The 12,668-nt window shown below is 51.1% G+C and carries 10 protein-coding genes; 7 read left to right on the plus strand and 3 right to left on the minus strand.

Going from position 1 to position 12,668, the window contains the following annotated elements:
* The first annotated feature begins 18 nt into the window (after nt 1–18).
* The 6 genes from PHQ58_RS04540 to tmk all read left to right on the plus strand — a co-directional run bounded on the left by PHQ58_RS04540 (nt 19) and on the right by tmk (nt 8,468).
* Nucleotides 19–3,600 (plus strand): hypothetical protein, encoded by a 3,582-nt coding sequence (locus PHQ58_RS04540; protein ID WP_300107577.1) that lies wholly within the window; start codon nt 19–21, stop codon nt 3,598–3,600.
* 199 nt (nt 3,601–3,799) lie between these two features.
* Complete coding sequence (locus PHQ58_RS04545) at nt 3,800–4,207, plus strand: hypothetical protein (RefSeq protein WP_300107580.1); 408 nt, start codon at nt 3,800–3,802, stop codon at nt 4,205–4,207.
* 53 nt (nt 4,208–4,260) lie between these two features.
* Nucleotides 4,261–5,874 carry a hypothetical protein gene (locus PHQ58_RS04550; protein ID WP_300107583.1) on the plus strand — a complete coding sequence of 538 codons (1,614 nt, stop codon included), beginning with the start codon at nt 4,261–4,263 and terminating at the stop codon, nt 5,872–5,874.
* Between the two features lie 87 nt (nt 5,875–5,961).
* Nucleotides 5,962–7,071 carry a hypothetical protein gene (locus PHQ58_RS04555; protein ID WP_300107586.1) on the plus strand — a complete coding sequence of 370 codons (1,110 nt, stop codon included), beginning with the start codon at nt 5,962–5,964 and terminating at the stop codon, nt 7,069–7,071.
* Nucleotides 7,072–7,136: 65 nt separating this feature from the next.
* The gene (locus PHQ58_RS04560) at nt 7,137–7,691 is read left to right on the plus strand and encodes a hypothetical protein (RefSeq protein ID WP_300107589.1); all 555 of its coding nucleotides are present in this window, start codon (nt 7,137–7,139) and stop codon (nt 7,689–7,691) included.
* A 105-nt stretch (nt 7,692–7,796) separates the two neighbouring features.
* The gene (tmk, locus tag PHQ58_RS04565) at nt 7,797–8,468 is read left to right on the plus strand and encodes a dTMP kinase (RefSeq protein ID WP_300107592.1); all 672 of its coding nucleotides are present in this window, start codon (nt 7,797–7,799) and stop codon (nt 8,466–8,468) included.
* Nucleotides 8,469–8,560: 92 nt separating this feature from the next.
* On the opposite strand, the gene PHQ58_RS04570 is transcribed toward tmk, so the two are convergent.
* Complete coding sequence (locus PHQ58_RS04570) at nt 8,561–9,328, minus strand: hypothetical protein (RefSeq protein ID WP_300107595.1); 768 nt, start codon at nt 9,326–9,328, stop codon at nt 8,561–8,563.
* A gap of 353 nt (nt 9,329–9,681) precedes the next feature.
* Here PHQ58_RS04570 and PHQ58_RS04575 point away from each other — a divergent pair, with 353 nt between their 5' ends.
* On the plus strand, nt 9,682–10,248 hold the full coding sequence (locus PHQ58_RS04575) for a lytic transglycosylase domain-containing protein (protein ID WP_300107597.1): 567 nt from the start codon (nt 9,682–9,684) through the stop codon (nt 10,246–10,248).
* Nucleotides 10,249–10,341: 93 nt separating this feature from the next.
* Here PHQ58_RS04575 and PHQ58_RS04580 read toward each other — a convergent pair whose 3' ends face one another.
* On the minus strand, nt 10,342–10,677 hold the full coding sequence (locus tag PHQ58_RS04580; protein ID WP_300107600.1) for a hypothetical protein: 336 nt from the start codon (nt 10,675–10,677) through the stop codon (nt 10,342–10,344).
* A 1-nt stretch (nt 10,678) separates the two neighbouring features.
* Nucleotides 10,679–12,652, minus strand: a complete 1,974-nt coding sequence (locus tag PHQ58_RS04585; RefSeq protein ID WP_300107603.1) for a hypothetical protein — start codon at nt 12,650–12,652, stop codon at nt 10,679–10,681.
* Between the last annotated feature and the right edge of the window lie 16 nt (nt 12,653–12,668).

Genomic DNA, 12,668 nt, shown 5'->3' on the forward strand with positions numbered 1-12,668 from the left:
TTTTAAAAAGGATACAACATGGCTACGCCATTTGAAGATTTTGTCAACGTCGAGTTACCCAAACGGATTTCGTCTAAGGACAATCCACTGACTGTCGCAGCAGGTCTGGTGCCTGTCAGTACAGGTGTAGGCTTGGAAGTTGTACTGACCAATCCCGCCACAATGGAGAGCATGAAGGGTCCTAAAGGCGACCCCGGTATCAATGGTATCGACGGTGTTGACGGCAAGGACGGTCGACCGGGTCCTATGGGCACTGGCTTGAGTATCTTGGGTAAATTAGATAGCCCTGATCAACTCACCAGCATGAACCTTGAGGACTATGTGGATGGTGAAACATGGGTGATTAACGGTACGTTCTATACCAAGAATGCTGGGCAATGGCAGAACTTCGGTGACATCCGAGGCCCTGCTGGTAAATCAGCCTTTGAAGTAGCGCAAGAATACAACCCGAGCTACATCACCATTGTTGACTGGATGGATTCCCTAAAGGGCCAGGACGGCATTGGTTTGCGTGTCTTGGGTGGTTTTAACTCGGTTGCAGACCTCCCTCCAAGTGGTGATAATGGCGATACTTACATCATCGAAGAACGGATGTACGTGTGGAACGGCTCGTACTGGGACAAAGTGGGTCAAGTGGGTCCACAGGGTCTGGGCGCTTACGAGCTGGCGCAATACTTTGGCTACAGTGGGACCAAGCAAGAATATCTCACTTCTCTAAATGGTAAGGACGCTTACCAGGTGGCTGTTCGTGCGGGTTTCAATGGCACGCAAGCCGAATGGCTGACATCCCTAAAAGGGGATAAAGGCGATCAAGGCGACAGCGCCTATAAAACCGCCATAGCTGGTGGTTACTTTGGCTCCCAGGCGGAATGGATTGCTTCGCTCAAAGGCGATAAGGGTGATAAAGGTGACCAGGGTGAGGTGGGTGCCAACATCGCTATCCTCGGCCGACTGGACAGCGCTGCTGAACTTGCAGCTCACAGTGCCGGCAGGCAACCTGGTGAAGGTTACATGATCGGTGTGAACTTCTGGGTGTGGGACGGTGCTGTATTTGTTGACGTGGGTCCTATCCAAGGACCCAAAGGCGATAAGGGCGACAAAGGTGATCAAGGCGTTGCTGGAAAGAGCGCATTTGAGTTAGAGCAGCAACTTGGCTATGGCGGCACGTTCCAAGAATGGATAACAGGGTTCCATGGAGAAGATGGCGCGCAAGGTCCTCAGGGTGACCCCGGTGACAGCGCATTCGAAGTAGCGAAAACTGCAGGGTGGTTGGGTGACGAAGTCTCCTGGTTGGAATCTCTCAAGGGCCCCAAAGGTGACCAGGGTGTTATGGGTCCCATTGGTCCCGTAGGCAAGGGGATCACCATCGTAGGTCGTGCAGCGGACGTCTCTGGTCTTCCGACAGTAGGCGGAGCAGACGCAGAGTCCTGGGTCGTAGGTGAAAATCTTTGGGCTTGGATAGATTCGAAATGGGAGGATCTTGGCCCGTTCCGTGGACCTCAAGGTCTTCGAGGGCTTGTGGGTGTTCAGGGTCCGCAAGGTATCCAAGGACCTCAGGGTCAGCAAGGCGCTGTAGGGGCTACTGGGCCTGCTGGTCCATTGGGACCACAAGGACCTCAGGGTCCGCAAGGCGCTGTAGGGCCAGCAGGCCCTACTGGCCCCATTGGGCCCGAAGGACCGCAGGGTCCGCAAGGCCTTAAAGGCGATGCTGGACAAGGTGTGAGCCTGAAGGGGACCGTTGCTACTGTGGGTGATATACCCGCTACTCCGGCACCTAGTGACGGTGATGCATACGCCATTGGCGACAGCCTGTATATTTACAGTTCCGGTGCTTGGAAAAACATCGGCACCTATCGAGGTCCACAGGGCCTTCAAGGTATCCAAGGTGATGAAGGTCCTGCGGGTCCTGCAATTACACCAAAAGGAACACTGGCAGACGTTGCCAATCTGACAGGCATTGTCTCTCCTGCAAAGGGTGACTCATACTTGATCAACGGTACATTGTACACCTATGACAATAGTACCTGGGTGAACATGGGTAACCTGATGGGTCCTATTGGCCCCAAGGGTGACAAGGGCGATAATGGCATTAATGGTCTCAATGGCCTTAATGGCGAAGTGGGTCTGCAAGGCCCTATGGGTCCTGGGCTTACGCCGAAAGGCAAACTCGCCACGGTCGCTGATCTGGACACATTAGTCAACACGAAGGACGGTGATGTCTATTTGATCAACGGCGAGATGCATGTATTTGACTCCACTGACTGGGTCAATATGGGCGATCTGACTGGGCCTGCTGGTCCGTCTGCGCTGGATATCGCCAAGTCACTGGACCCTTCTATTGCCACTCAGGCTGATTTCTTTGCAGCACTGGTGGGCCCGCAAGGCCCTGCTGGTCCCATTGGGCCCGAGGGCCCCAGGGGTATTTCGCTCAATGTCAAGGGACCCTTAACAGACATTGCGCTTTTGCCAGACAGCGCAACTAGCAAGCTGAATGATGCTTATCTCATTGGCGGGCACATGTACGTCTTTGATGGCGTTGGTTATGTCGACACAGGAGACATCCGAGGCATTCAAGGCGATAAGGGTGACATGGGTCCAGGTGTTACGATTTTGGGCAGCCTGACATCAGTCACGGAACTGCCTACAACCGGAACAATCGGCGAAGGTTACTTAATTGGAACAAACTTCTGGTGTTGGGTGGATGGCCAATATGTTGACTTAGGCCCCATTCGTGGACCTAAGGGTGAGCGCGGTGCTACAGGACCTACTGGTGCTACAGGCCCTACGGGTCCTCAAGGTCCTACGGGTCCCAAGGGTGATGTTGGCGCACGCTGGATCATTGCAAAACGCAATCCCAACGCACTGGATGGTCGTACCAACGATTGCTTCTTCAACAGCATCAGTCAAGAGATTTTCTACAAAATCACCTCGACCGCATGGTCTTCGCAAGGTTTCGTCGGTGGCGGTAACGTCTACGATGCACCAAACGACGGCCTGAAATACCTCAGAAAAGATGGCGGCTGGGTAGCAACCACGATTGATGACGCACCCGATGATGGCAAGCTGTACATCCGTGAGAACGGAATGTGGGTTCAAACCACGCTCACGGACGCTCCTAAGGACGGAGTCAAGTATGTTCGAAAGGACAATTCTTGGGTAGCTGTGGCGGTTGATGAAGCACCGAAAGACGGAAAAGAGTACGTTCGCTACAATGGAGTTTGGGCGGTCGTAAATAAGCTGGAAGACGTGACTGCAGGTTCTGTCGGCGATTACTTCCGAACTGTGTCGGGGTGGTCACGCTTCAACCGGTACGATTTAGACCATGAGGTCAACGGCACTGGTGTTTTAGACCTGTCTAAGAAACAGGTCTTCAGCATTGACATCACGGCCAATAAAACAATCTCTTTCACAAATGCACCGCCATCATCGCGTGCGATGTCGATTGTGATTGTGCTTACAGGTACTGGTGGTACGGTTACATGGCCCGTAGACATCACTTGGGCCGACAACACAGCACCGGTACTGGGTGCTACAACCACAGTGGTTACGCTGCTGTGGGCAAACGGAAGGCTGTTCGGAAGTGTAAGCATTTCCGCATAAGCAATTCATGACAGCATAATACCCTGGCAAGTCGCCAGGGTATTATGCCTTCAATACAGCGTTCTTTCTTTTATGCTATGTCTGCCATTCAAGGAATCTACAAAAGATTCTATTGCTCGAATAGCACCTTTCAGTTACGTGCGTATTGTGTCATGTGACAAAAGAGGTGTTAAGTCCTCAACTTCAACATCGGCTTGTCATGTCCTTCACCTTACCCAATTCGTGCGATTCTTGTCAATCGACTTCAAATGAAACCGATCCTTTCATACTGCCTGAAATGGTAACGATTTCCCAGCTACCTCCGGCCGATAAGTTAACCGGCTACGAGGTCATGGAAATTGTACAAGAAGGCATGAACAAGAAAGTCATGCTTAACGTAGTGGGGCAAGCTGTCTCTGGGATCGTGACCAGACGCTATGAGTTTGAGAGCTCGATGGTCTGGAAAATTAAGCACAATCTCAAAACTAGCAGCTTTATTGCGACCTTAGCAGACTCGCAAGGCACGCCTTTATTCACCAGTATTACGCCAATCAGCAAGGACGAAATCTGGATTCAGTTCACTGAACCAGAAGAAGGCAGCGCAAGCATCATATTTAATGTGGGATGACGATGTTTTCTAACATTACCCGCACTTTTGAGAAACCTCTATAAGGCATAAAAATGGCATTTCCCAAGTTCCACGGTCTCCGTCTGGCCGGCAGCAGCTTCATCGAGAACCTGCAAATTGAAAAACTGACCGAAGACCCGGCCAACCTGGTTGGTTCGCGGATCTGGCACAACACCACCGAAGGCACCCTGAAGTACTCGGTGATCGAATCGGGTAGCGTTGTCACTCACGCCATCTACGACCGCGAAACCGCAGTCGCAGCACTGAACGCCATCAGTGGCACCGTTACCACCAACAACACCACGCAGACTGCTGCTCTGCAAGCTGAAGTTGATGCTCGCGTCGACGCCATCGAAACGCTTTCGCTGGCGATCACTGCAGAGCAAATGGCTCGTGCCACGGCCGACACCGAAGCAGCACTGGCAGCTTCGACCGCCCTGCAAGCCGAAACCGACGCGCGTATCGCAGCTGACCAAGTGGCCACCTCGGCCGCTTCGGACCAACTGACCACCGAAGCAGCTGCACGTCTGGCTGGCGACCAAGCACTGGACACGACCATTCAAGCTGTTCAAGCTGAACTGAACAACACCCAAGGTGGTGCTGGTCTGTCCATCACGGGTGCTTACGTCCCTGAAGCTGGTGCAGCCTACATCTCCAGCGCTACCTCGCTGGCTGGTGCTGCTGTCCTGCTGGACACCGCTGTTGTCGCTGAAGCTTCGGCGCGCGCTGCTGCTGATGCGGCTATCCAGACTGCACTGACCGCTGAAGCACAACTGCGTGCTGACGGCGACACCGCGCTGGAAAACCGCATTACCGAATACGTTAACGGCCAAATCGCCGCTGACGAAGTTCAAGACCAAGCCGAAGTCGCTGCTCGCATCGCTGCTGACGCTGCCATCCAAGCTGAACTGGATCTGACCCAAGCCACCATTGGTGTCAAGACCGACGGCAGCCTGGACGCCATCACTACCTCGAACTACATCAACAGCGCCACCACGGTGATGGGCGCCGTGATGACGCTGGATAGCTCGCTGAAGGGCGTTTCTAACGACCTGACCAGTGAAATCACCAGCCGCACCACCGCTGAAGCCGCACTGGCTGCCAGCATCCAAGCCGAAGCCACCACCCGTAGCACTTCGGACCTGGCACAACAGCAAGAGATCGACAACATCGAAGCTGGCGCTGGTCTGGAAACCAACGGTACCTACCTGGCTCCGACCAACTCCAACTACCTGAACAGCGCAGCAAGCCTGAAGGACGCAGACTTCAAACTGGACGCTGCTGTCAAGGCAGTCGATGACAAGGCCGTTGCTGCTCAAGTCAGCATTGGCGCTGAAGTCACTCGCGCTACTGCTGCAGAGCAAGCTCTGAGCGACCGCATCGACAGCGCTCAAACTGCTGGTTCGACCGCCACTGCGACTCTGAAGACGCAGATCAACGGCACGGTCTTCAACGTCAAGACCCTGGTCCCGCAACTGGTCCACGTGATTGAACACAACCTGGCTGCTGAATTCATTCAGTGGTCGCTGCTGGTTCAAGCTGCAGACCTGTCGTGGAACGGCGACATCGTTGGTTTCACTGAAATCAACAACAACTCCGTGCGCATCGAGCTGTCGGAGTCGAGCAACATCAAGCTGAGCATCAAGAAGATGGACGCCCTGGCTTAATGTGAGTTGATGCAGCAATGGGGCGAGCAATCTCCCCATTGCTGCACTTTCTTTTTTATGTCGTAAATCCTTAGTAAAGGAAAAATAATGAGTGGATCTCTCGCCTTTGATCTGATTCGCGCACGATTAGAAGTTGACTTGGATCTGGCGCACAAGTTTGTGCACGGTACAGATACCGAGACAATTGTCATCGAAAGTGGCGAAATCCCTACGTTGGCCAATATGGTCAAATCGCTGCCGTTGTCCAGCAAGTTGGACACAGCAACGAACCTGGTAAACTCTGCAGAAAATGCCGTACAACGTGCAGAGGCTGCTATCGCAGTCCTGCAGCTGGCTGAACAGCGAACACTAAGCTACAAGGACGCTACACTGTCGGCGCTTCAGACCGCTACTGAAGCCATGTCGATTGCGCAAACCCACGCATCCAATGCACAGGCGGCTGCGCAAAACGTTACCATTCGAGCCGATGTGGCCACACTGGCTGCCACCAATGCAGCCAGTGCGCGGGATCAAGCAAGCACGGCTGCGCTCAGCGCCGCAGGCTATGGTTATGCCCTGTCTGCCACCAGCAAGACTTCTCTGTCTATCGGAACGGGCAGCAAGAGCTTTTCGATCGGCACTGGAAAGCAGTTTGTTGCAAAGCAATGGGTGATTGCTGTTGCTGGCAACAACAGCATGACAGGTGAAGTGGTCAGCTATGCCAACGGCAACCTGACAATCAACGCGGTCAATGTTACAGGCAGTGGCACATTTGCTGACTGGACCATCGCAGTTTCTGGCGCAGCGGGTGCCGCTGGTGCTCAAGGTCCACAGGGTCCGCAAGGCCCCAAAGGCGATACCGGCAGTGCTGGTGCTGACGGAAGCCTACGCAAGTATCTGGACAAAGGCCTCGTTGCTGGCGCAGTAGCCGTAGACTTTGCCTTGGGTCAACACCAGCGCATGCAAGTCACCGGAGCGACTACACTGTCTGTTGCCAACTGGCCCGGAAATACGACGTCCAACATGCTGATGCTGGAGGTGGTCAATGGTGGTGCATTCGCCATTACTTGGCCTACGATCAATTGGGTGTTGTCCGATGGCGCATTCACGCAAGTGTTTAGTGCTAACGGTACCCCGCTGCAAGCCTCTGGCATCGACTTCGTGATGCTTTGGACTCGCGACGGCGGCACTACGGTCTACGGTAAAGTTGTCCGTTAACAAAAAAAATAATCTCAATTGCATTCTATGCAATTGGGTGCTTTTCATTTCTTAGGAGATTTTTTATGTCTTTTCGAACTCAGTTCCGTATTCGAGAATCCGGCCTGATCGTCGGTGATGCCGGGTTTCGTACCCTGCATCCCAATGTGTCGTTCCCTGAGGCTATCAGCCAAGAGATCGCCGATAGCTTCGGCGCCGACTTGGTCGAACTGAAGGACCCGCCGCCGCTGGCACGCCGCGAGCAGGCTGTGGTGAATGAGCCTGCGTACAACGAGGAAACAGGCCGTTGGACACAAGACTGGACCGTTTCCCCGATCACTGATCCGGAGATCCTGGCCGAGTCGTACCGCATGGAAGCCGAAGAACTCAAGCAGCGTTACCTGGGTCACGTCCAAGTGCACTTGGACACCAAAGCCCGTGAACACGGCTACGACGACATCAAGTCTGCAGCCCTGCGTGCAGCCTATCCGGGTCCTTACCAACAAGAAGGCATCACGCTGGCTACCTGGATGGACGAGTGCTGGTTCCTGACGTTTGAGCTGCTGGCTGAAGCGCAAGGCGGTGCCGCTGAGCTGACTCAAGAACAACTGATCGCGCAACTGCCGGTCTGCTCGATCTGATCGATCGCACCATACCCTTAGGTTATAACCTAAGGGTTTTTATGCTGTCTATTTATTTTTACTTAAAAACAGCATGTAATGTAATCAACCTGCAAGGATTAAACCATGGAAACCGAGAACAAGAAACCGGGTCTTTTTATTACTGTGGAAGGACTGGATGGCTCAGGCAAGACCACTGCTGTGAAATACCTGGCTGAAGCTTTAAGGGCACAAGGTATCGAAGTGGTCACCACTCGAGAGCCTGGAGGAACTGCCATTTCGGAGCAGTTGCGCAATCTGATTGTGGGGCAACACGAAGAACCACTGGACCCTATGGCGCGTCTTCTGATGGTCATGGCAGGACGCATTCAGCATTTAAAGAACCTGATTTATCCCGCTTTAAAAGAAGGCAAGGTGGTGCTGAGTGATCGGTATACCGACTCCATGCACGTTTATCAAGGTTATATGGACGGCCTTCGTCCAGCTATCTTGATGCTTGAGAATATGCAAGAAATTCGCTACTTGTCCAATCGGCCCGATTTGACACTGCTGATGGATTTACCCGCGCATATTGCCTTTGAGAGAACAAAGAACGAACGTGAGGCAGACAACCATTTTACTGAAGGAAGTCTGGAGGTGTTGGCAAAGCAGTACGACTACTACCACAAACGAATGGACGCTGCCAATAAAGAGGCCCCTGGTAGCATTTGGTGTATTGATGCATCTAAGCCCTTGTGTGAAGTCAACAAGTTCTTAGACTCTTTTTCTGAACTGATTGCGCACCGCATGAAACCTTAATATACACCATAAAACCTCGTGAAGGCACTGTAAGGGCGCCTCACGAGGTTTTATGGTGTATGTGCTGTAACTCAGCGCGCCAAGCCAATGCGCTAGTCAGCGAGCACTTTTGCTACATTGTATTTATGGTCTTCATAAGACCCGCTTCGCTTGACGTAATCGTGAACTTCGATATCGAAATAAAAATAATCACTAGGGATAGCAAGTCCTGCTTTCAGGTAAATGCATGTGAGCACTTTTTGATAAGCGCGCAACCGGGTGCTTTTATCGATGTTGGTAAAGCGAATATTCTTCATGAAGTTGTGAATATTCGGAGGCACCTTCTGTGAGAACAGCAGGTGCATAATTGTGTTGTTTCTAAGGACCGAGTCGATAATCTGTGGCAGTTTATGGACATCAACAAAATCAGACATGGGCTGATTGTCTACGTCAATCACTTTCATTTCGCGATGCTTAGCATAAATCAGAATCATTAATGCGGTGGTTCTGTCCATGAGGCACAACGATTCGGGGATACTTACGTCATGTAGGTGCGCACTTACAGTAATGCAACGCTTAATGTTGTCAGCTTCCTTTGGGGCTTCTTGCTGAATATAGATGGCAGTCTTAACTAAACTGTCCTTGGAGTGATTGGCCACCAAATGCATCCAATACCCATGTTTACTTAAGTCCTCTTCTTTATAATCCGTCTCGTAAATCTTAAGCGCTTCTTTTAACGCAATGCTAGGTGTGTACACGTTACCACCAATTGACATCCAACCATTCCTGTAAGTGATGTCTATGGTAGGCTTATATCCTTCTGTGTTCGCAAGACCCACCAGTTGTTTGGCCCATTTTGCTGCCCTTTTGAAAATTGACACGGTAGAATTCCTCAATGGTAGTTTGACACAGAATTGTTGCGAAACGATAAAAGTTTACTAAAAATACTTTTACTATATGTATCGTCCAGTATTATTTTGAACACATATTACAGTAATAGTGCTTAAACAAGAAGGGGGTGCATCACGATTGAGAGCGTGCGATTAGAATTATCTAGTTCGCACATGGCATGGCTGGGTCTCCAGTTCATGCGCAGGTGTAAAGAATGCATGCCCGCAGTAGGCTCCCTTGAGCTTTTCTCTGCGGCCCTAGGGGAAATGACTCCTAGACGCAAACACTTGCAACAGATGAGATTGCTTGTCTGTGTTAATCCCCTAATCAAAAAGGATTTGTCATGAAGATTGTTTCAGCGTTTTTATTCGTGGTCTCACTGGTTCTTTTTGCGTGTATGCCTCCTACGGCACACGCTGAACCTGTCTCCGCAGAACGTGTGGCTGCTGTGCAGTGGGTCAAAGAAAACAGCTCTCCGACCATGTCGGATGCGAAGCTGAAGAAGATTGTCAGCAATGTCTGGGCCACGGCTCACTTGAATGACATCAATCCCTTGTTGGTCATGTCTGTCATCAAGACGGAGTCCAACTTCAAAGAAAACACCAAATCGTTTTACGGCGCGAAAGGCCTGATGCAAGTGGTTCCTCGGTTTCACCGGGACAAGCTCAAGGGTCGTAACCCCTATGATGCTCACACTTCGATTGAAGTGGGAACTCAAATTCTTAAGGATTGCTGGGACAAAAGTCGCCGCAACCTGAAAGCTGCCTTGCAGTGCTATTCGGGCGGTGGAGGTAAAAAATACTACAAGAAAGTAGTAACCAACCACGCTGCGCTGAAAACCTATTTGAAAGACACTCAACAAAGTGAGGTCAAGTTGTCGCAGTTTGCTGCGAATTACAACAACCTTTAAGTAAAGGATTTAAGTTAATGAAAGCATAAGAGCCGTGGGAACTCCCACGGCTCTTATGCTGTTAGCTTATTTTTTTTGTTAAGTGTGAAAGCGTCAGTTAAGTAAGGCTCGCGCTTCTTGCCGTTTTTGTAAAACGTCGTCAGGAATGGGCTTTCCGGTTTCCATCATGCGAGTAACATACCAGTCGGTGTTTTTTAGGCATATACCGGCGGCTCTTTTTGCTGCTACTAGGCGCTGCTCCTCAGTAAAAACAACGTCTGTAAGTACGGGTGATCCGTTCGGCGACAATGAAATACGTTTTCCTTTAGATTGACCATTTAATAATTCACGGTGCAGTTCTTCAGATATCATTACAGAATCATCAGGGATACTTTCATGGATTTCCGAGACGTAAAAACCACCTGTTTTCTGAGAATAAAAAATGCTCATTTTAATATCCAATCGCAATGAAGGTAACGTAAATTTGCTGAACTGCGTTGTTCCATTCTTGAACCGTGAAAGAAAAACCAGAATTTGTAATGCCGGTGACGGCAACACTTGCATCAAATGCGCCTGCAGCAAACGACTCCATCGTAGTATGCACATGAAATGCCATATTCGGAAACACGATAGGGAATAATGCAGAGGTGTCAAAATAATCCGTTTGTGGATCACCAACTGCGACACGTCCCCACTGAATAATTAAACCACTCCCAGGCAGCTTCACATAACCCGCACCGGATTTATTGCTTCCAGGATCTGTAACACTGTCGGCATATTTAACGCCAAAACCATCGTGAAAATTGCCTTGGTAATAGCCATTTAGGCGCCAGCCTCGACCAGCACCACTGTCCCATTCCGCTTCTATTGTGTAGTTCGCATCAAGGTTACGACTATATAACTTATTGTGCGTATGTGAAGCCGCAGCGTAATCGTGGGTGTGATTAGTAGCGGCGTAGTCGTGTGCATGTGCAGACGGTGCATAAGTAGCTGGTGCTCCTGTGACCCCGGTCCATGCAACCGAGCCAGCACTGTTAGCGTAATTTACACTGGCCGCACTGAGATCATGTCCGTGACTTGCAGGTGCGGCGTAGTTATTGTAGTTGGCCGCATTCAGGATAACGTGACCATTAAGCGTCATTCCATCATTATGGTGAGTGACGCCTGGGGTGTCAGTACCACTGCTTGCGTTCCAGAACCGGAAAACGTCAGTTGCGTCGTTAGTCAGGCGGAACATCATCGCTATGTCCTCACCTCCGCCGCTTTCTAAGAGGATGGATGCAGTATCACCGCCTCCTCCAAACGCATCATTATCCCAGACAATGCCCTGGTTGGCGCCAGGGCGCAAGTTATGTGCTGTATCAACACTGAATCCAGACGGATTATAGACGTAGTAGTTGGTTTCGTCCTGGCCATCGTTTGCGCCCCAAACCCATTGAGGTTGGCCAGTTTTTGATGTCCAATTGAAATTAATATTAACGCCATCTTCGCGAACAGGGTGAGCCCTGCCTGCGCTATCTGCATACTTGACACTCGCGTTCGAGAGGTCGTGAGAGTGTGCAGCTGCAGCTGCGCCAAGTGTTGCTAATGACGGCAATGGGTGAACGTGATCACTCTTTGCCGCTGTGGTTGCAGATCCTACAGCGGCTGAAGTTGCTAAGCTGGTACCTGCTGAGGTGCCTAATGCGGCGGCACTGGCAGCTATGCCGTTTAGCTTTGTTTTATCTACAGCACTCATCAAGCCAGATGCATTTATTGTGGCATCGGTGTGTGTGTGATCGCTCTTAGAAAAACGCGTCCCTGCACTCGGTGAATATTCGTCTAGATCAAAGCTAAGACCGCGTTGATCGCCGCCACTTTCATAAATGCGCACCACGTCCTTAGTAGAATCAATGATGATATCGCCAGTAAGTGTCGTGCCAGCTGTGGGCAACTGAAACATCAAACCACCACCGTCCTCGCCATACGCAAGAAACTCTGGTTTATTTTCAATATACTCAAACGAGGCAGTACCCGTAAAAGTAGGAGAGTTTAAAGGGGCTGTGGCGTCTAAGCGCACCTTATCGGCCGCACTCATGAAGCCCGCCGCAGTCGAAGTAGCAACGCCGGGCATGGCGTGAACGTGATCGGAGCGTGCAGCAGCCGATGACGAACCCAGTGCCGAAGAAGCACCTACCGCCTCTGCAGCAGGCGCTGCATTCGTTATCGACACAGAACCGGCACTCATTGCGATGTTGGAGACAAACTCCGTGGTCGCAATCTGGGTGGTACTTGTTCCAGCGGCTGCTGTAGGGGCTTTTGGAATCCCCGTCAATATAGGTGATTCCAGTGGTGCAGCACCATTAACGTCAGTGATCGCCAAACTGACGTCTCCGGTCCTTCCAGCTACTGTAGAAACAATTTTGGTTGTGACTGATCGTCCCATTTTCTTTTCCTTTTAA

The sequence above is a fragment of the Rhodoferax sp. genome, assembly GCF_028688795.1.
Classification (GTDB): Bacteria; Pseudomonadota; Gammaproteobacteria; order Burkholderiales; family Burkholderiaceae_C; genus Rhodoferax.

Bases quoted from the DNA above. Each gene is read 5' to 3' on its own strand.
- PHQ58_RS04540 (WP_300107577.1), top strand. From the start codon at position 19: ATGGCTACGCCATTTGAAGATTTTGTCAACGTCGAGTTACCCAAACGG.
- PHQ58_RS04545 (WP_300107580.1), top strand. From the start codon at position 3,800: ATGTCCTTCACCTTACCCAATTCGTGCGATTCTTGTCAATCGACTTCA.
- PHQ58_RS04550 (WP_300107583.1), top strand. From the start codon at position 4,261: ATGGCATTTCCCAAGTTCCACGGTCTCCGTCTGGCCGGCAGCAGCTTC.
- PHQ58_RS04555 (WP_300107586.1), top strand. From the start codon at position 5,962: ATGAGTGGATCTCTCGCCTTTGATCTGATTCGCGCACGATTAGAAGTT.
- PHQ58_RS04560 (WP_300107589.1), top strand. From the start codon at position 7,137: ATGTCTTTTCGAACTCAGTTCCGTATTCGAGAATCCGGCCTGATCGTC.
- tmk (WP_300107592.1), top strand. From the start codon at position 7,797: ATGGAAACCGAGAACAAGAAACCGGGTCTTTTTATTACTGTGGAAGGA.
- PHQ58_RS04575 (WP_300107597.1), top strand. From the start codon at position 9,682: ATGAAGATTGTTTCAGCGTTTTTATTCGTGGTCTCACTGGTTCTTTTT.
- PHQ58_RS04580 (WP_300107600.1), bottom strand. From the start codon at position 10,677: ATGAGCATTTTTTATTCTCAGAAAACAGGTGGTTTTTACGTCTCGGAA.
- PHQ58_RS04585 (WP_300107603.1), bottom strand. From the start codon at position 12,652: ATGGGACGATCAGTCACAACCAAAATTGTTTCTACAGTAGCTGGAAGG.